Source organism: Streptomyces sp. R818 (assembly GCF_056172735.1).
Map to the genome: position 1 here is coordinate 237026 of NZ_JAOCNE010000004.1, position 18899 is coordinate 255924.

The 18899-nt window shown below is 73.9% G+C and carries 17 protein-coding genes; 10 read left to right on the top strand and 7 right to left on the bottom strand.

Translation table 11 applies throughout. The features are described from left to right. Positions 1 to 2 precede the first annotated feature (2 nt). From N5I75_RS14050 to N5I75_RS14060, 3 genes are all read left to right on the top strand, one after another. Entirely contained in the window at positions 3 to 560 is a 558-nt protein-coding gene (locus N5I75_RS14050) for a quercetin 2,3-dioxygenase (protein ID WP_476677414.1), read from the top strand. Continuing rightward, entirely contained in the window at positions 557 to 1438 is an 882-nt protein-coding gene (locus tag N5I75_RS14055) for an alpha/beta hydrolase fold domain-containing protein (RefSeq protein WP_476677416.1), read from the top strand. Before N5I75_RS14050 ends, N5I75_RS14055 begins: the two co-directional genes overlap by 4 nt. 99 nt (positions 1439 to 1537) lie before the next feature. Beyond that, positions 1538 to 2701: an alpha-hydroxy-acid oxidizing protein gene (locus N5I75_RS14060; protein ID WP_476677418.1), complete on the top strand. Its 1164-nt coding sequence runs from the start codon at positions 1538 to 1540 to the stop codon at positions 2699 to 2701. 72 nt (positions 2702 to 2773) lie between these two features. Here the strand turns inward: N5I75_RS14060 and N5I75_RS14065 are convergent, their stop codons facing one another. From N5I75_RS14065 to N5I75_RS14075, 3 genes are read right to left on the bottom strand one after another with little or no spacing between them, the layout of a single operon-like run. Further along, positions 2774 to 3274 carry a flavoprotein gene (locus N5I75_RS14065; RefSeq protein ID WP_476677419.1) on the bottom strand — a complete coding sequence of 167 codons (501 nt, stop codon included), beginning with the start codon at positions 3272 to 3274 and terminating at the stop codon, positions 2774 to 2776. Next, complete coding sequence (locus tag N5I75_RS14070; protein ID WP_476677421.1) at positions 3267 to 4064, bottom strand: N-formylglutamate amidohydrolase; 798 nt, start codon at positions 4062 to 4064, stop codon at positions 3267 to 3269. Before N5I75_RS14070 ends, N5I75_RS14065 begins: the two co-directional genes overlap by 8 nt. Before the next feature lie 31 nt (positions 4065 to 4095). Beyond that, positions 4096 to 7260, bottom strand: coding sequence for an amidohydrolase family protein (locus tag N5I75_RS14075; protein ID WP_476677423.1), 3165 nt, complete (start codon positions 7258 to 7260; stop codon positions 4096 to 4098). A 288-nt stretch (positions 7261 to 7548) separates the two neighbouring features. Between N5I75_RS14075 and N5I75_RS14080 the strand changes: the two genes are divergently transcribed. After that, positions 7549 to 7848 (top strand): tetratricopeptide repeat protein, encoded by a 300-nt coding sequence (locus tag N5I75_RS14080; protein WP_476677895.1) that lies wholly within the window; start codon positions 7549 to 7551, stop codon positions 7846 to 7848. Between the two features lie 146 nt (positions 7849 to 7994). After that, positions 7995 to 9146, top strand: coding sequence for a methyltransferase (locus tag N5I75_RS14085; RefSeq protein ID WP_476677896.1), 1152 nt, complete (start codon positions 7995 to 7997; stop codon positions 9144 to 9146). Positions 9147 to 9343: 197 nt separating this feature from the next. Here N5I75_RS14085 and N5I75_RS14090 read toward each other — a convergent pair whose 3' ends face one another. Beyond that, the gene (locus N5I75_RS14090; RefSeq protein ID WP_476677898.1) at positions 9344 to 9694 is read right to left on the bottom strand and encodes a hypothetical protein; all 351 of its coding nucleotides are present in this window, start codon (positions 9692 to 9694) and stop codon (positions 9344 to 9346) included. A 164-nt stretch (positions 9695 to 9858) separates the two neighbouring features. Between N5I75_RS14090 and N5I75_RS14095 the strand changes: the two genes are divergently transcribed. From N5I75_RS14095 to N5I75_RS14110, 4 genes are all read left to right on the top strand, one after another. Next, complete coding sequence (locus N5I75_RS14095; protein ID WP_476677425.1) at positions 9859 to 10536, top strand: AIM24 family protein; 678 nt, start codon at positions 9859 to 9861, stop codon at positions 10534 to 10536. A gap of 106 nt (positions 10537 to 10642) precedes the next feature. Continuing rightward, on the top strand, positions 10643 to 11971 hold the full coding sequence (locus N5I75_RS14100) for a hypothetical protein (protein WP_476677427.1): 1329 nt from the start codon (positions 10643 to 10645) through the stop codon (positions 11969 to 11971). Positions 11972 to 12129: 158 nt separating this feature from the next. Continuing rightward, positions 12130 to 13344 carry an AAA family ATPase gene (locus tag N5I75_RS14105; protein WP_476677429.1) on the top strand — a complete coding sequence of 405 codons (1215 nt, stop codon included), beginning with the start codon at positions 12130 to 12132 and terminating at the stop codon, positions 13342 to 13344. 44 nt (positions 13345 to 13388) lie between these two features. Further along, on the top strand, positions 13389 to 14594 hold the full coding sequence (locus N5I75_RS14110; RefSeq protein WP_476677900.1) for a vWA domain-containing protein: 1206 nt from the start codon (positions 13389 to 13391) through the stop codon (positions 14592 to 14594). A gap of 24 nt (positions 14595 to 14618) precedes the next feature. Here the strand turns inward: N5I75_RS14110 and N5I75_RS14115 are convergent, their stop codons facing one another. Continuing rightward, complete coding sequence (locus N5I75_RS14115) at positions 14619 to 16052, bottom strand: dihydrolipoyl dehydrogenase family protein (protein WP_476677431.1); 1434 nt, start codon at positions 16050 to 16052, stop codon at positions 14619 to 14621. A 143-nt stretch (positions 16053 to 16195) separates the two neighbouring features. Between N5I75_RS14115 and trxA the strand changes: the two genes are divergently transcribed. After that, a complete protein-coding gene (gene trxA, locus N5I75_RS14120) occupies positions 16196 to 16600 on the top strand; it encodes a thioredoxin (RefSeq protein WP_476677432.1) in 405 nt (134 codons plus the stop codon). Between the two features lie 129 nt (positions 16601 to 16729). On the opposite strand, the gene N5I75_RS14125 is transcribed toward trxA, so the two are convergent. Next, positions 16730 to 17782: a LacI family DNA-binding transcriptional regulator gene (locus N5I75_RS14125; RefSeq protein ID WP_476677434.1), complete on the bottom strand. Its 1053-nt coding sequence runs from the start codon at positions 17780 to 17782 to the stop codon at positions 16730 to 16732. Positions 17783 to 17823: 41 nt separating this feature from the next. Next, positions 17824 to 18876, bottom strand: coding sequence for a glycosyl hydrolase family 18 protein (locus tag N5I75_RS14130; RefSeq protein WP_476677436.1), 1053 nt, complete (start codon positions 18874 to 18876; stop codon positions 17824 to 17826). Positions 18877 to 18899 lie beyond the last annotated feature (23 nt).

Below are 18899 nucleotides of genomic sequence, written 5' to 3' on the forward strand. Positions count from 1 at the left end.
ACATGACCATCGAGTTCGCGACACGCTACCGGGACGCGTCCCGCATCCCGCCCGAGCCGGGAAAGCCGTACTTCATCGAGAAGGGCGAGGGCGACCGGGCCCATCTCTTCGGCGACCTGATCACCGTCTACGCGGGCCGCGAGCAGACCGAGAACACCTTCAACTTCTTCACCTGCGAAGGCCCCAAGGGCGACATCATCCCGGCACACCTGCACGCCGACACGTATGAGGTCTTCTACGTCACCCACGGCGCGGTCCGCCTGTTCGTCGAGGACACCGAGGGCGAGCAGACCGAACGGCTCCTCACCCCGGGCGACTTCGGCTTCGTACCGAAGAACTGCCCGCACGCCTACCGCATGGAGCGCCACCACACACAGATCGTGGGCGTCGCCGCCGGACCCGGCGGCACCTTCGAGCGGTTCTTCGAGAGCCTCGGCACCCCGGCGGAGGAACACGGCCTGCCGAAGCGGCCCTTCATCCCCGAGCCGCACAAGTTCGGCACCGTGCCGCAGGAGTACGACGTGCGGTTCCTGCCCGACCAGCAGTGGCGGACCTCGTGACACCGGCCGAGGTACGGGCGCTCATCGCCGCGCCGCACCCGGACGTCGCACCGCTGCCCGATGCGGCGGAGCGCGGGTCCGGCACACGTGTGCTGCGAGGTGTGCCGTACGGGGTCGTCGAGGGCGGCCGGCCGCTGGAGCTCGACCTGTGGCTGCCCGCTCCGGAGGCCGGGCGCCGCCCCGCTCCCCTGGTCCTGTTCCTGCACGGCGGCGCGTGGCGGCGCGGGCGCAGGGACGACATGGGGGTGCGTACCCGGGCCTGGGAGCCGGGCCCGTTCGAGCGGATCGCGGCGGCCGGGCTCGCCGTCGCCTGCGTCGACTACCGGCTGAGCGGCGAGGCCGTGTTCCCGGCCCCACTGGACGACGTGCGCGCCGCGTCGCGCTGGCTTGGGCTGCGCGCGGAGGAGCTGGACATCGACCCGGCACGGGTCGTGGTCTGGGGCGAGTCCGCGGGCGGCCACCTGGCGTCGCTCCTCGCGCTCACCCACACGGAGCCGCCGCTCGCCGGGGCGGTCGTCTGGTACGGGCCCTCGGACCTGCAGACGCCGCGGCCGCCGTTCGACCCCGCCGATCCGGCGTCGATGGAGGCGCTGCTGCTCGGCGCGGCCCCCGCCGCCGTCCCGGGCCTGGCCGCCGCGGCGAGCCCCGTCCGCCGCGCGCACGCGGGCGCGCCACCGTTCCTGATCGTCCACGGCGAGGCCGACACGATGGTGCCCTGCGGGCACGGCCGGGACCTGGCGGCGGCGCTGCGCGCGGCGGGCGCGGAGGCCGGGCTGCGGACCGTGGCCGGGGCGGAGCACGGCTGGATCGGCGTCGGGGAGGACGAGGTGGAGCGGATCTTCCGGGTCTCACTGGAGTTCGCGCGCGCGGCCACCTGATCTTCGTCTCTGTACCGGGCGCTCAAGTGCTGGCAGATTGGGGTGCTCCAGCACAGGACCCCGATGGCCCCCGATGGCCCCCGATGACGAGGTGCACGCATGAGCCCGCAGTTCGGCGACTACCAGTACGAGATCTACCTCGACGGACTGCGGGGCGTCGTCCCCACCATGCCGATGGAGTACGACGCCCTCGAAGCACGGGCGCGGGCGGCGCTGCCCGAGTCCGTGTGGTCGTACGTGGCCGGGGGCGCGGGCGACGAGCACACGCAGCGGGCGAACGTCGAGGCGTTCCGGCGGTACGGGCTCGTGCCGCGCATGATGGTCGGCGCGGACCGGCGGGACCTGTCGGTCGACCTGTTCGGGCTGCGGCTGCCCTCGCCACTGTTCATGGCGCCGGTCGGCGTGATCGGGCTGTGCGCGCAGGACGGGCACGGCGATCTGGCGACGGCGCGGGCCGCGGCGCGCACGGGCGTGCCCATGGTCGCCTCGACGCTGTCGGTGGACCCGCTGGAGGACGTGGCCGCCCAGTTCGGCGACACCCCGGGCTTCTTCCAGCTCTACACGCCGACCGACCGGGAGCTCGCCGAGAGCCTGGTCAAGCGGGCCGAGGCCGCGGGCTACAAGGGCATCGTCGTCACGCTCGACACCTTCATCACCGGCTGGCGCCCGCGCGACCTGTCGACGTCCAACTTCCCGCAGCTGCGCGGCCACTGCCTCGCCAACTACACCTCCGACCCGCGCTTCCGGGAGCTGGTCCCCGGCAGCGACCCGACGGCCACCGTCTCCACCTGGGTCGGCCTCTTCGGCAAGCCGCTCACCTGGGACGACCTGCCCTGGCTGCGCTCCCTCACCGACCTGCCGCTGCTCCTCAAGGGCATCTGCCACCCGGAGGACGTGCGCCGGGCCCGCGACGGCGGCGTCGACGGCATCTACTGCTCCAACCACGGCGGCCGCCAGGCCAACGGCGGCCTCCCCGCGCTCGACGCCCTGCCCGGCGTCGTCGAGGCCGCCGACGGCCTCCCGGTCCTCTTCGACTCCGGCGTCCGCTCCGGCACGGACGTGATCAAGGCGCTGGCGCTCGGCGCGACGGCGGTCGGCGTCGGACGCCCGTACGCGTACGGGCTCGCCGTCGGCGGGGAGGACGGCCTGGTCCACGTCCTGCGCACGCTGCTCGCGGAGGCGGACCTCCTGATGGCGGTGGACGGCTATCCGACCCTCGCGGACCTGACACCGGAGACGCTGGTCAGAGTGGCCGGGGCCTGAGAGAGCCTGTCTTCGGACCCCCTCCCCCGGCCGCCGCTGGGAGCTGTCCTCAGCGCACCGACGCCCGGCGCGTCAGCCGACCGCTCCCCTCAACTGCGCGAGCAGCTCCGTCGCCGCGGGCCAGCCGAACTCGCCGGAGGCGAACCGTACGCCCATCCCGCGCAGGCGGCGCACGCTGTCCTGGTAGGCGGGGTGCAGGGCCAGCTGCTCGTTCACGCAGGGGGCGGCGGCGACGGGGGTGCCCGCGCCGTACGCCTCGCAGAGCGTCGCCACGGCGAGGGTGTCGGCGATGCCCGCCGCCCACTTGTTGACCGTGTTGAACGTGGCGGGCGCGGCCACGATCGCGTCCGCCGGCGGGAACGGGCGCGGTGTCGCGGGCGAGCGCCACGCGGACCGCACCGGACGCCCCGTCAGCTCCTCCACGGCGGCCCGGTCGAAGAAGCCGCCGAGGGCGGTCGGCGTCGCGATCACGCCGACCTCCCAGCCCGCGACCCTCGCCTCGCCGATCAGCCCCCCGACACCGTCGGCGACCCCGGCCGCGCTGACGACCACGTACAGGAACGGCTCAGCCATGGTGGGCCCCCTCGATCAGCGCGGCGAGGCACTCCGCGGCCTTGTGCAATCCCGCGTCGTCCGGGGTGACGGGTTCGTCGAGGTAGACGTCGCGGCGCAGCTCCAGCATCAGGGCGTGCACGCGCGGGTCCTCGGTGTAGTGGCGCAGGGGTACGTAGGCCCCGGCGAAAGGCGTGTTCAGGCCGACATCGCCGAGCGGCGCGAACGCCTCGCGGGCCAGGGAGAGCAGCGCGTCCGGCGTGTGGAACGGGTCCGTGCCCAGGCAGACGGCGGGGCGCGGGTCCGCGCCGTGCAGTTCGTAGGGCAGGGCCCGGCTCGGATAGGAGTGGACGTCGATGATCACGGCCCGGCCCGTCGCCGCGAGGCGGTCATCGACGGCCCGGGTCATCGCCTCCGCGTAGGGGTGGAAGTACGTGGCGAGGAGTTCGGCCTCGTCGGCGGGCGGCTCGGGGCGCAGGGGCGCGCGCTGGGTGGTGCGGGTGTACACGGCGCCCATGCCGACCGCACGCATCTCCTCCCGCTCGTCGGAAAACCGCTCGGGGTCGACGACGAGGCGCGAGCGTTCGTTCACGAACCGCCACGGGGTGACGGCGGCGGCGCGCGCGGCGTGCTCGGCGATGTCCTGGGTACGGGCGTCGGTGATGAGGTCGAGTTCGCGCTCCAGGGCGGTGTCGTCGAGCAGGAGCCCGGCCCGTACGCCGGCGGGGACGGTACGGGAGCCGTGCGGCACGTGGAGGAGGACGGGCGAGGCGGGATCACCGGGCAGGAGCCGGTGGGCGGGACGGTCCATGGCCCTACTCTCCCCCGTCCCCCGGACGGCGTCAGAAGCCGGGGTCGCAGCAGCCGTCCTTCCTCATGTGGCGGCTCACCTCCAGCCAATGGCCGGGGTGCGCGCCCGCGATGACCGGTTCGAAGGCCCCTACGAGGTCGGCCTGCCGGAACAGGAGTCCGCCGCGCAGGACGGCCGTCGTACGGACCAGGTCGTCGAAGTCGGTGAACGGGTCTCCGTCGACGAAGGTGAGGTCGGCGAGCCTGCCCTCCTCGACCGTCCCCAGGTCGGCGTCGGCGCCGAAGACCCGGGCGGGCAGGACGGTCGCGGTGCGCAGGGCCCGCGCCGGGGTGAGACCGCCGCGGTGCAGGGCACGCAGGGCGAGGTGGAGGTGGAGGCCGACCGGGACGAGGGGCTGGTCGGTGCCGAGGGCGACCAGTCCGCCTTCGGCCAGGATCCGCCGGTAGATGTCGGTCTCGCGCCGCAGCGTGGCGAGTTGGGCGTCCGTGGGCGGGGTCGCCGCCAGCTGGTCCACGACGACCGTGTCCCACGGCGGCATCAGCGCCGTGACGCGCGGGTCGTCCGCGAGGGCGGGGTCCGCGCCGAGCAGCGGCGCCGCCGTGAACGGGGTCGCGATGAGGTGGAAGTCCGCCCGGGTGTAGATCTCCCGCACGTCGTCGTACGACCGGCCGCCCGCCGTCGTGGCGTGCCCGAACTCCAGGCGTTGCGTGGCCTGCAGATGGGTCGTCAGGTCCTGGCCGAGCTGGACCCCGGGGGTGCAGAGGTGGCTTCCGCTGCGTACGCCGAGGCGCTCGTGCGCGAAGCGCGCCGCCTCCTTCATCACCCAGCCCGGCGCCCGGACGTACGTCTTCACGAAGTCCCAGTCGAGCGCGGCGGCCCGGTCGAGGGAGCGGCGCAGGCCCGCGCGGGTGCGGTGGGCGCGGCCCATGCTGTAGGCGACGCGGGCCCCGTCGAGGAGTTCGCCGGTGGCGAGGAGGCGGGGGCCGGCGAGCGCCCCGGCGTTCACGGCCTCCCGGATGCGGGCCTGTTCGTAGGCGAAGCCGCCGAGGGAGACGGCGGTGGTGATGCCGTAGGCGAGTTGCAGGACGGTCTGGCGGCCGCCGTAGGTGGACTGCCAGGGGTGGGTGTGGGTGTCCCAGAGGCCGGGCAGGACGGTGCGGTCGGAGGCGTCGATCCGGTGGGCGGCGGGGCGCCGGGCTCCTGCGCGGTGCGGGGCGACGCCGACGATCCGTCCCCGCTCGACAGTGATGTCGACGTCGTCGCGCACGCCGTACCCCGTCCCGTCCCAGAGGCGGCCCGCGTGCACGACGGTGTCGGCGGGGCGCGGGCGGCGCTGGTCGAGCGGGACGCGTACGGTGCGGGCGGTGCCGCGCTCCACGTCCAGGAGGCGGAGCCGCCCCGCCGACAGGTAGAGCAGGCGGCGGCTGTCGGCGGCCCAGCTCGGGTGGTCGGCGGCCTCCTCGGTGACCTGGCGGGGCGGTCCGTCCGGGGTGCCGTCGGGGCGGACGGGAAGCAGCCACAGGGCGGACTCGACGACGACGGCCATGGTCCGGCCGTCGGGGGACCAGACGGGCCCGGAGTCGTACCGGTCGGCGATCGACACGTGCGGGGCGACGGCGTGCGGCGCCGCGGTGCCGGTGGCCGTGTCGACGACACGGATCAGGTTGTAGCCCTCGCGGAAGCGCTGGTTGAGGCGGCCCCGGTCGCACAGGGCGACGTACCGGCTGTCGGGCGACCAGGAGGGCCGGCCGGGCAGTCCGCCGCCGCCGAGCGGTGGAGCGAGGACCCGCTCGGTGTCCGCCGCGAGGTCGCGGACGACGAGGTTCCCCGACATGTCGAGGCAGGCGAGGCACGTGCCGTCCGGTGAGAGGGCGGGGAAGACGCGTCCGCCCTCCGCCAGGACGGTCTCCTTGCCGGTGGCGAGGTCGTGGCGGCGCACGGCGAGCAGGCCCGTGCGGTCGTCCGCGTAGAGGAGCGCTTTGCCGTCGGGGGTCCAGGTGGGGGCGAGGAGGTAGCGCGTGGCGGGGGCGCGGACGATGCGGCGGGGTGCTTTGCCACCCGAAGTGGCGCCCACGTAGAGGGAGTTGAGGGCGACGAAGGCGACGGAGCGGCCGTCGGGCGACAGGGCGGGCAGATGCGGGGCGCGCACCGGGTGCACTCCCCCGGCCTCGAAGTCGTACCGCTTGACGCGGTAGCGGGGCCGGTCGGCGGTGTGGCGGGCGAGGAAAGGGATGCGTTCGGCGTCCCCGGGCCGGTCGGGGTGTACGAGGCGGAACGCGCCGTCGACGGTGAGCAGCAGGGTGTCGTCGCCGGTCCAGCGCGGCGGTACCGGTGCGAGGTCGCCGCCGACCTCGACCGGCTTGCCGTCGACCACGAGGGTGCAGCTCGCGGCGGGTGCCGGAGTGGTACGGAGGTGGGCGAGGCGGCCGCGCGGAGACAGCGCCGGGGTCATGACCTGCGCGCCGGATCCGTCGACGCGCTCGACGGCGACGGGTCTTGTGCCGTCCGCGGCGACGGAGGCGATGGTGGCGGCCTGCAAGGTGCCGCCGGTGGCGGGCACGACACCGCGGACGAAGAGGACCCGCGCCCCGTCCGGCGACCATGTGGGGTCGAAGTCCTCCCAGGCGCCGCTCTGCCCGGGCCCCGACTGGCCGGGCCGACCGGTCAGCCGGGTCAGCTTTCCGTCCCGCACATCGACGACCCAGATCCGGTACGGGCTCCCGGCGACCGGATCGCCCCCGCGCTCGGAGGCGAACGCGACGCGGGTGCCGTCCGGCGACCAGGCGGGCCCGCGATCGTCCCAGGGCCCGTCGGTGAGCTGCCGCGGCGCGGACCCGTCGGCGTCGAGCAGCCAGAGGTGGAACCCGCCGCCCCGGTACGCGCAGACGACGATCCGCTCCCCGTCCGGGCTGAACTGCGGCCGGGTCGGCTCCAGTTCGGGCGTCGTGAGCGCGGTCGCGGGCCCGCCGCCGCGCGGAACCGACCACAGCACGTTCTGCACCTCCGCGACGAGCCGGTCGCCGGACGGGGCGAGGGTGGCGGCGCCGTTCGTGGCACCGGTGAACGCCAGCGTGGCGGCGCGCGCACCGACCGCCGCGACCGGCACCGGAACGCCCACCCCACTCGCGGCGACGGCACCCGCGGTGACGGTACCGGTCTGAAGGAAGCGGCGACGCGAGAGATACGGGGTGTCCATGGGGCTCCCTGGGCGCGAAACGGGAGGGGCTCTCAGCAACATCGGGAGGGGCTCTCAGCAACATAGGGGGCGCGGGTGCGGGGCGGGGCGTTCGGCGCGAGGTCGGCTGAAACGCGTGGGGGCCGCAGGGCTGGTGGGGGCCGCAGGGCTGGTGGCGGCCCGGGGTGATGGCGCCGGGGAATATGCCGGGCGCACCCCCGGTTGACGACCCCGAACGACGAGGAGGCAATCGTGGAGCAGAAGTACTACACGCACGGGACGGCCGCCGAGCGGTGGGAGCGGGCGCGGATGTTCTTCGACGCGAAGGAGTTCAGCAAGGCCGCCGACATCCTGGACGGCCTCGTCGAGGAGGTCCCGGAGCAGGTCGGTCCGCGGCTGCTGCTCGCCCGTTCGTACTACCACTCGGCCCAGCTCCGGCGCGCCGAGGACCAGCTGCGGATCGTCGTCGAGCGCGACCCGGTCGAGCACTACGCCCGGCTGATGCTCGGACGGACCCTGGAGCGCCAGGGCCGGGACGCGGAGGCGGCGCCGCACCTGCGGATGGCGGGCGCCCTCGCCGGTGACTTCCCGCAGGATCCGCAGGACTGAGCCGGGTCCCTGGAGCCGCAGCACGCAGCGACGTACCGCTGTGAGCTGCGGCTCCTGCCATGCGGCCGCTCGGTTAGCCTGGTCGGACGATGAACCGCACCGATCAGCCCACCCCCACCCCCGCCCCCGCCCACGACGCCCGGCTCATGAGCACGCCCTGGGGCGAGCTGCGGCTCACCCGCTACCCGGCGGACCCCCGCGACCCCCTGCGCGCCTGGGACGCCGCCGACTCCTACCTGCTGAAGCACCTCGCGGAGAGCGGCACGGAGCTGTCCGGCACGGTCGTGGTGGTCGGTGACCGGTGGGGCGCGATCGGCACGGCGCTCGCCCAGGTGGACGGCTGCGCGCCGACGCTGATCTCGGACTCGTACCTCGGGCAGCGCGCGACCGGGGAGAACCTGGCCCGCGCGGGAGCGGACGACGCCGGGGTCCGGCTGCTGACCACCCAGGACACCCCGCCGGGGCGCGTGGACGTCCTGCTCGTCCGCGTACCCAAGAGCCTCGCCCTCCTGGAGGACCAGCTGCACCGGCTGCGGCCCGCACTGCACGAGGGCACCGTGGTCGTCGGCACCGGCATGGTCAAGGAGATCCACACCTCGACGCTGACCCTGTTCGAGCGGATCATCGGCCCGACCCGCACCTCCCTCGCCGAGAAGAAGGCGCGGCTCGTCTTCAGCACCCCGGACCTGACCACCCTCTCCCCGGGGCCCAACCCGTGGCCGCGCTCCTATCAACTCCCGGCCGAAATCAGGCAGTTGGCGGGCCGCACCGTCGTCAACCACGCGGGCGTGTTCTGCGCCGAGCGCCTGGACATCGGAACCCGGTTCTTCCTCCAGCACCTGCCGCGCGCCACCGGCGCCGCCCGCATCGTCGACCTCGGGTGCGGCAACGGCGTCGTCGGGACGAGCGCCGCGCTCACCGCCCCGGACGCGGAGATCCTGTTCACCGACGAGTCGCACCAGGCGGTGGCGTCGGCCGGGGCGACGTACGCGCGCAACTGCGCCGACCGCCCCGGCAAGGCCGACTTCCGCGTCGGCGACGGACTCGCGGACGTGCCCCGCGCGAGCGTGGACCTGGTCCTCAACAACCCGCCGTTCCACTCCCACCAGGCGACGACGGACGCGACGGCATGGCGCATGTTCCGCCAGGCCCACGCGGCACTGCGCCCCGGCGGCGAACTGTGGGTCGTCGGCAACCGCCACCTCGGCTACCACCTGAAGCTGCGCCGCCTCTTCGGCACCAGTGAACTCGTCGCGAGCGACCCGAAATTCGTGGTCCTGAAGGCGGTACGGCGCTAACGAGGTCGTGAGCGGATACATTCGGGGCGTGCTGGCCTGAGCGTTCGGCTGGTGGCCCTCGGTAGCCCTCGTCGACCTGCGCCTTCACCTGCGAGTGCAGACGGAACTGCTCGGCGATGCCCTCGCTGCGCATCGCAGCCACCGAAACGTGCATGGGACATACCCATGAAGGCGGGATGGGACAGCCGAGCCGGGCCTCATAGCCACCGCATGGCTGCCTCGACGCTGTCGTCGATGCTGGTGTTGAAGGCGATAGCGGCGCCCGGTGCATGCCGCCGGACCAGGTTCACGACTTGCTCGAAGAACGTCAGTAGAGGTTCAGGCTTGCGTATCCCACCCCCGATGACTACGACGTCCCAGTCTCGTTCGGACAGCGCCGCGACCACCATGGACTCGGCTGATGCGTCCGGCGCGATCAGCGTCATGGAAGCATCGACGGCATGTTCGCCAAGACGGTCCAGTTCCTTGTCCAGGACCGCGCGCACGGCGTCCCCGTCCATACCAGGCACTGCGTGCGGGTCGAAACCAAGAATGAGAGCAGAAGGCATGCTCTGCATGACGATCGGCTGCCCGTGCCGGTTCCCGTTGAATGAAGCTGCCATCTGGGTAGCGACGTGGGCGACGCCTCCGCGTGAGCCGGGAACTTCGCTCACATCCTTGTAAGACGCCAGGACGCTTGTGGGAACGGATCCCTCCGGGCCACGATGCCCCCATGAAGGGTGATCTTTTCGCGAGTGAGTACATGGTGCAGGCCGCTGTCGCGCCCGGCATGACCGTCCAGAACGCCAAGTCGATCCGTTACGTGGTCGACGGCGAGATGCTGGCGCGGCAGGGATCGATGATCGCCTACCGGGGGAATCTGCAGTTCGAGCGGAAGGGCCAGGGCGTCGGCGGCATGCTGAAGCGGGCCGTCACCGGCGAGGGCCTGGCCCTGATGAAGGTGAAGGGCCAGGGCGAGGCGTGGTTCGCGCAGGAGGCGCAGAACGTCTTCGTCGTCGACATCGAGCCCGGCGACGTGTTCACGGTCAACGGCCGCAACGTCCTGTGCTTCGACCCCACCCTGTCGTACGAGATCAAGACGGTGAAGGGCGCGGGCATGACCGGTGGCGGCCTGTTCAACAGCGTCTTCACCGGCCACGGCAGGCTCGGCCTGGTCTGCGAGGGCAACCCGCTCGTCCTGCCGGTCTCGCCGCAGCAGCCGGTCTACGTCGACACGGACGCGGTGGTCGGCTGGAGCGCCGGCCTGCGCACCTCCCTGCACCGCTCCCAGTCCGTCGGCTCGATGCTCCGCGGCGGCTCCGGCGAGGCGGTTCAGCTGATGCTGGAGGGCGAGGGCTTCGTGGTGGTCCGCCCGAGCGAGGCCACGGCGCAGAAACCGCAGCAGCATTAATGGGCTGACAAAGGTTGCGGGCGGTGCTTACGATGCCGGCGATGAAGAACTTCTCCTTGGCTGAACCGGCTGGATTGGGGGAACCGTCCGCGCAAGGTGAGTGCTGATGGCACCTCACTTCGCGGACGGGATCCCGTCCCACCTGCTGATGTGGCAGCGCGTACGCGAGTACGCCGTGCCTCCGTCCATGATCGAGACTTCGGCCGCACGGCGTGCGGCCGGTGACTGGGCGGGGGCCTGCGCCGCCGCCCGCGTCGATGTCGCCCTCGATCCGCGCGCCGTACGCGTCCGTCACGGCACCGATCTCTTCCAGCGCGTCCGCGCGGATCTGCGTCGCCTCGCGCCCGATCTGCTGCGCTGGCACATGCCCAGGATCGCCCCCGACGGGCGCCTGCGGCCCGGCCTGACCCTCTCCCTCGCCCGGTACGAGCGATCCGGCGCCGGGCCGCTGCATCTGGTGGTGCGTACGCCTCCGGCCTGGGCCGACGGCGGCCAGCGCATGACGCTGGCCCTGTGGGAGGGGGACGCGCGCGAGAGCGCCGCCGCGCTCCATCCGCACCCCCACCCCGACCGGCGTTTCCGGCTCGACCTGCACCGGCACCTCTGGGACGCCGGCCGCAGCGGTGAGCTGGCGCGCAGGTCCGCGGCGGGCTGGGCCGCCGAGGCGGAGGTGCTGCTGCGGGCCGAGGGCCGGTGTCCGCGCGGGGCGTTCGCCGTACGGCTCGCCGCGCGCGAGCACGCGGTGTTCGCACTCGTCGCCCCTGACGACAGCCATGTCCCGACGCTCCGTCCCCTGCCCGGTCCGCCGGTCACGCCGGTCACGGGGCTACCCCTGCTGCCGGAGGCGGCGGCCAGGCCGCTGCCGGACGCCGAACTGCTCCGGGCGGGCCTGATCGCGGCGGAGCGTCTGCATCCCCTGGTCGCCGCGGCGCTGGTGCCTCCCGGCGAGGCAGGGACTGCTGTCCCCGGTCCCGGGCCCGAGCCGGGTGATCCGCACCGGGTGGAGTGCCGGGGCGAGGTCCACCGGATCGCGCTGCGGGACGAGGTGCTCACGGCGATCGACCACGATCCCGGGCAACTGCGCCGGGAGGAGCTGCTTGTGGCGCTCGGCGGCCCCGGGCTGCCCTGCCTGCGGGCGATCGACGCGGCGCACCGCAGCCCTGAGGCGTTGCCCGCCGTCCGCGAACGCCTCCTGCACGGGGACGTCGCCGGGGCGCTCGCCGTGGTCGAGGGGCTGCTGGGCCGCGCCGCGCTCCTCCGTGACGGCCCGCTCCGCGACGCCCTGACGGCAGCGGCGACCCGCCACACCGAAGCGGCCCTCTTCCGCGCGGGCCTCCCCTCCCTCGCCGAACCCCGCCGCCGCCCCTGGCCATGGCACACCCCCCGCACCAAACAATCCGGCCGCGCCCACCCGCGCTCAGCACTGTCCTGCTGAACACACCCTGAGCCGCGCCCCGCCCAGGAAATGCCGCACGAAGTGCGCATGTCAGGGGCGCGGGGAACTGCGCGCCCAGCCCCCACGGACCGGCAACCGAAAACCCTGCCACCAACCACCGCCCACCCGTCAAAACCCTCCCGCACAGGTGATGCCCCATGACCACGACCACCGCCCCCCAACTGGCCCTGGCCAACGACCTCCTGGCCCTCCTGAGAAGCACCCGCACGGAACCCCGCCCCGACGAACAGCTGGAGGCCTTGACCCTCGCCGTCGCCGCCGACCTCCCCGTACTCCTGTGGGGCGAACCGGGCATCGGCAAAACGGCGGCGCTGACACAACTGGCCGAGTCACTCGACCTCCCGCTGACCACCGTGATCGCCAGCGTCCACGAACCGTCGGACTTCTCCGGCCTGCCCATCATCGGCGACAACCCCGCGGAGCAGGGCGTACCGATGGCACCCCCGCAGTGGGCGGTACACCTCGTACGGGCCGGCCGGGGCCTGCTCTTCCTGGACGAACTCTCCACCGCCACCCCGGCGGTCCAGGCCGCACTGCTCAGGGTCGTCCTGGAGCGACGGGTGGGCACCCTGCAACTGCCCCCGGGCGTACGGATCGTGGCGGCGGCCAACCCGCGGGCGTCGGCGGCGGACGGCTGGGAGCTGAGCCCGCCGCTGGCGAACCGGTTCGTGCATCTGCACTGGGTGCACGACCGGGACGTGGTGGTGCGCGGCCTGGGCGGCGTCTGGCCGAGGGCCGCACTCCCCACCCTGGCACCGGACCGCCTGGCGGAGGCCGTCGCGTTCGCCCGCCGTGTGGTCTGCGGCTTCCTGGAGGCGCGGCCGACGCTGATCCACCGGCTGCCGACCACGGAGACACGGCGGGGCAGCGCCTGGCCCTCACCCCGCAGCTGGGAGGCGGCCATGACGCTGCTCGCCTTCGGCACGGCGGCCGACGTGTCGCGCGACGTCCTTGCACTCCTCGTACGGGGCGCCGTGGGCGACGGGCCGGGGCTCGAACTCCTCGCCCACCTCGACCGGCTGGACCTCCCGGACCCGGAGACGCTCCTGGCCGATCCGGCCGCGGCCGAGCTGCCCGCGCGCGGCGATCTGCGGCAGGCGGCGCTGGAGGCGGTGGTGGCCGCCGTCGGGGCGCGGCCGGAGCGGGAGCGCTGGGAGGCCGGCTGGGCGGTCCTCGTCCGCGCCCTGGAGACCGGCGCCCCCGACCTGCTCGTAGCCCCGGCCGCGACGCTGGCCGCGCTGCGCCGCGACGACTGGGAGGTACCGGAGGCGGTGGAGCGCCTGACCGGGGTCGTGGGCATCGCCCGCCGGTCGGACCGGTCCGTGGCCCGGGCGTCGGAGCCCCGCCGATGACCGGCCCTCGTAGCGGTGCGCCCGTGGCCCCTCTCCCGCTGGACATGGAGAAGCTGCTGTCCGCCCGGCTGCACGCGGTGAAGGTGCGGCCCTATCTGGCGGACGCCCTCTTCGCCCTGCACGTGATCGAGGACCGGGCCGTGCCGACCATGGCGGTGGACGCGTACTGGCGCTGCTACGTCTCGCCCGCATTCGTGGCGCGGACCCCGGTGGAGGAGCTGGCGGGCGTCTGGGTGCACGAGGTCTCCCACCTCCTGCGCGACCATCACGGGCGCGGCGACCGGTACGCGCGGGAACACGGCGACCAGGGCGCGGGCGCGCGGCTGCGGCACAACATCGCCGCCGACTTCGAGATCAACGACGACATCTACGGCGACGGGCTGCTCCGGCCCGAGGGCGCCGTCGTGCCGTCCCTCCTCGACCTGCCGGACGGTCTCCTGATGGAGGAGTACCTGCGCATGTCGTCGATGTCCGGGCTGACCACGGACCTGGCGTGGCTGGACTGCGGCAGCGCCGCCGACGGCCGTGAGCGGCCCTGGGAGCTGGGGCCCGACGGCGCGCACGGGCTGAGCAGGCAGCAGCGGGACCGGGTCAGGTTCCGGGTCGCGGAGGGGATCAGGGGGCGGCCGGGCGACGCGCCGCAGGGGTGGCGCCGCTGGGCGGACACGGCGTTCCAGCCGCCGCAGCCCTGGCGGCAGTTGCTCGGCGCGGCGGTCCGTTCGGCGGCGGCCGCGCCGGGCCCCGGCGACAACCACAGCTACCGGCGCCCGTCCCGGCGTTCGGCGAGCGTCCCCGGCGTGCTGCTGCCGAGTCTGCGCCGCACGCCGCCCCGGGTGTGCGTGGTGATCGACACGTCGGGGTCGGTGAGCGACGCGGAACTCGGCAGCGCGCTGCTCGAGGTGGCCGCGATCACGCGCGCGGTGGGCGGGCGGCGCGATCTGGTGTCGGTGGTCTCCTGCGACGCGGCCGCCGGGATCGCCGTTCCGATCTGTCGCGCCGAGAGCCTGGAGCTGATCGGCGGGGGCGGGACCGACCTGCGCTCCGGTTTCGCCCGCGCGCTGCGCTCCCGGCCCCGTCCGGACGTGGTCGTCGCCCTGACGGACGGGCAGACTCCCTGGCCGTCCGCGCCGCCGCCCTGCCGCACGGTCGTCGGCCTCTTCCCCCGGCCCGCCGGCGCGGTGGACGAGGACGACCCCGACTACGTCCCCGACGCTCCGCCGGCCTGGGCGCGTGTCGTCACGATCGGCTGAGGAGCGCCGGGGGCGGGCACCCGCTTACGCGCTCTCGTCCCGGTAGGTCTCCAGGAGCCGCAGCCACACCTCGCTCACCGTCGGGTACGACGGCACCGCGTGCCACAGCCGGTCGATCGGGACCTCGCCGGCGACGGCGATCGTCGCGGAGTGGATGAGTTCGCCGACGCCGGGGCCGACGAAGGTGACGCCGAGCAGGATCTCGCAGTCGAGGTCGACGATCATGCGGGCGCGGCCGGTGTAGCCCTCGGCGTAGAGGCCCGCCCCGGCGACGTTCGCCATGTCGTAGTCGACGGCGCGGACGCGGTGGCCCGCCTGCTCGGCCTCGGCGAGGGTGAGGCCCGCGCTCGCCGCCTCCGGGTCGGTGAAGACGACCTGGGGGACGGCGGAGATGTCGGCGGTGGCGACGTGGGCGCCCCAGCGATCGGTCTCCAGGAGCGGCACCCCGGCGGCCCGCGCGGTGATCGCGGCGCCCGCGATGCGGGCCTGGTACTTGCCCTGGTGGGTGAGGAGGGCACGGTGGTTGGCGTCGCCGACCGCGTAGAGCCAGTCGTGGCCCTCGACGCGCAGGGTGTCGTCGACGCTCAGCCACGAGCCGGGCTTCAGGTCCACGGTCTCCAGGCCGATGTCCTCGGTGCGCGGGGCGCGGCCGGTCGCGAAGAGGATCTCGTCGGCTTCCAGGGTCGAGTCGTCGTCGAGGGTGACCGTGACCGTGGCGCCCTCGCGGTGCACGGCCTTCACCGAGACACCCGTACGGACGTCCGCGCCCGCCTCGCGCAGCGCGTCCGCGACCAGCTCCCCGGCGAACGGTTCCATCCGGTTCAGCAGGCTGTCGCCGCGTACGAGCATCGTGACCTGGGAGCCGAGCGCCTGCCAGGCCGTGGCCATCTCGGTGGCGACGACGCCGCCGCCGACCACGACGAGGCGGCCGGGCGCGTGGTCGGCGCTGGTGGCCTCACGGCTGGTCCAGGGCTTGGCGTCGGCGAGACCTGGCAGATCGGGGAGGGCGGCACGGGTGCCGGTGCACACGGCCACGGCGTGGCGCGCGGTGAGCGTGGTGACCGTGCCGTCCTCGGCGGTGACCGTGACGCGGCGCGGTCCGGCGAGGCGGCCGTGGCCGCGGTAGAGGTCGACACCGATGGACTCCAGCCAGCCGACCTGGCCGTCGTCCTTCCAGTGGGAGGTGAAGTAGTCGCGATGGGCGAGCACGGCCGAGGTGTCGAGGGGGCCCTGCGCCGACTGGCGCAGTCCCGGTACGCGGCGGGCGTCCGCGCGGGCGATCACCGGGCGGAGAAGGGCCTTGCTGGGCATGCACGCCCAGTAGGAGCACTCGCCGCCCACGAGCTCGCTCTCCACGATCGCGGCGCTGAGCCCGCCCGCCCGTGCCCGGTCCGCGACGTTCTCGCCGACCGGTCCCGCCCCCACCACAACAACGTCGTACTCGATAGCTTCCGTCATACCGTCAGTGTGACGGTAGGTGTGCCGGTGAGCCACATGGGTACGTGCGCGGAATACGTCCGCGTGCCGGACCGTTGTGCCGAGCGGCTTTGCCCCTTGCGGCTTCGCCCCGAAATCCCCAGGAAGCAGGAAGAGGGAACACCATGAGCAGCACCACCGTGGAGCTGACCAAGGACAACTTCGATCAGATGGTCACGGAGAACGAGTTCCTGCTGATCGACTTCTGGGCGTCCTGGTGCGGGCCGTGCAAGCAGTTCGCGCCGGTCTACGAGAAGTCGGCCGAGGCCAACCCCGACCTCGTCTTCGGCAAGGTCGACACGGAGGCGCAGCCGGAGCTGGCCGCCGCGTTCGGTATCCAGTCGATCCCCACGCTGATGATCGTCCGTGACCAGGTGGCTGTGTTCGCGCAGCCCGGCGCGCTGCCGCAGGAGGCCCTGGACGACGTGATCGGCCAGGCCCGGCGGCTCGACATGGACGAGGTCCGCAAGTCCGTCGCCGAGCAGCAGGCCAAGGCGGCCCAGGAGGGCCAGCAGCCCGAGCAGGGCTGAAGCGGCGGAGAGGAGAAGGGGCGGTCGTCCACGGCGACCGCCCCTTCTTCATGCGGAGTCGCGGGATGCGCCGTCACGCCTCATGTGGAGGCGCGGGGTGCGCCGTCGCGCCTCATGCGCGGTCGCGCCTCATGTGGAGGCGCGGGGCACCGCCGTCGCGCCCAGCACGTCCCGTGTCTCCGGCCGTGCCGCCGGGTCCCGCACCAGGCCGTCGACGAGTTCGGCCAGTTCCTCGCCCGACGGCAGATCGATCCGTACGGTGCTGAGGCGCGGGCGCAGCAGGCGGCCGAGCATCAGGTCGTCGGCGCCGATGACGGCGACGTCGCCGGGGATGTCGGCGCCCGCGTCCTGGAGCGCGCGCATCAGGAGCATCGCGTACTCGTCGTTGTAGCCGAACACGGCGCGCAGGCCCAGGTCGCGCAGGTGTGCGGCGACGCGGGCCGCGTCCTCCTCCTCGTAGGCGAGCGGCAGGGGCACGACCTCGGCGCCGGTCTCCTGGACGCCCGCGAGGCGGGGCAGGGCGAACACGCCGAGCCCCTGTTCCCCGGGCACGACCACGCCGATGCGGGTGTGGCCGCGCTCCCGGAGGTGGGTGCCGGCGGCGCGGCCGACCTCGCGGTGGTCCATGATCAGCGCGTGGGCGCCCTCGACCGGTTCGGGGCCGAGCGTGATGACGGCCCGCGCCCCCGACCGGCGCAGCAGGTCGACGCCGCCCGCGCCCATGGCGGCCGGGGCGAGCACGGCGACGGGGCGCAGCTCGGCCCAGGCGCGGGCCGCCTCCTCGCCGCCGAGGCCGACGCTCCCGTACTGCACGACGGTGTAGTCGAGGCGGCTGAGCGCCCATTGGAGCGCGTTGAGGAAGCCGCTGTAGAGCGGGCCGACGGGCACGTCGGGGGTCGGCATCAGGACGATGCGGGTGTGCCCGGCGCGCAGGCTGCGGGCGGCGGCGTGCGGGACATAGCCGAGCTCCTTCGCGGCCTCGTGGACGCGGCGGCGGGTGGGTTCGCTGATGCGGACGGCGCTGGTGTTGTTCAGGACATAGCTGACCGTGGCGCGCGAGACACCGGCCAGACGTGCGACGTCGGCGCTGGTCGGCACGGTGCCCCGGACGGCCTTGACCGGGGCGGCGGGGGCGGCGGGACGGGGCGGCGGGACGGGTTGCTGCTCGGGTATCTGCACCATGACCCCCGGCATCTTTCCAGACGGCTCCGGCGGCCCCGCGGCTACCTCGTCGCCAGCGTGCTCCACAGCTCGGGCTGCTCGAAGCCGAGGGCCCACAGCACGGTGTTCGCCACCTTGTGTTTGCGCAGAACGGGCAGGTGGGCGGCGGTGCCGCGGGCGTCCTGGTACCAGACGACGCGCTCGGTCCTCCCGTCCTTGTACGTGAAGTGCGGCGTGCTTGACGCCTTGTCGAGCGCGTAGGGCGCCTTGACCTTGCGGCGCAGCGCCTCGGCCTCCTTCGTCGTGACGGCCTTCGCGCGCGCCTTGCTGCCGACGGCCCAGTCCCAGCCGTACGCCGGAAGCCCCAACTCCACTTTCTCGGGCGGGACTTCGGCGGTCGCGCGGGTCAGGATCTCGTCGTACCAGGCGGGCGAGGTGAGCGGGCCGGGTGCGCCCTGGGCGTGGTGCAGGTTGTACGCCATGACGCGCAGCCGGTCGGCGGCGGCGCCGAGCTTCTTGTAGTCCCAGACGCGGCCGCTGATGCGGGTCTTGGGGGTGACGGTGACGAAGCACTGTTTGCGCAGGGCGTGCAGTTTCGCACACAGGTCGGTGACGAAGGCGGCGTAGCCGTCGCGCACGGCCTCGTAGGTGGCGTCCGGGGTCGGCGCGATCGTCTCGTAGTCGACGTCGAGGCCGTCGTAGGCGCGGCTGCGCACGACGGCGAGCAGCGCCTCGACGTGGGCCGCGCGCTGCTCGGGACGGGTCAGGACGGCGGCCAGGACACCCGGCCCGACCTGGTCGTTGACGGTCGGGACGACCTGGACGCCCTTGGCGCGCAGGCCGTCGATGACGCGCCGCTCCCCCGCGCCCTGGTAGCCGTCCACGCGGGTCGCGGACTTCATGGCGTACCAGAAGGGGCTGACGGTGCGGAGCTGCGCGGCGTGCGCGAGCGCGTCCTGGTAGGCGGCTTCCTGGTCCCAGTAGGGCAGCCAGGCGGAGACGGTGCGCGGGGGCGGCGGCGCCGAGCGGACGGGGGCGGCGGCGCTCAGGGTGAGCAGCACGCCCAGGACGGTGACGACGCCTCGGTAAGTGCCTGCGTATATGTGTCGTGCCATGAGGTGAGCCTCCGGCCCGCCCG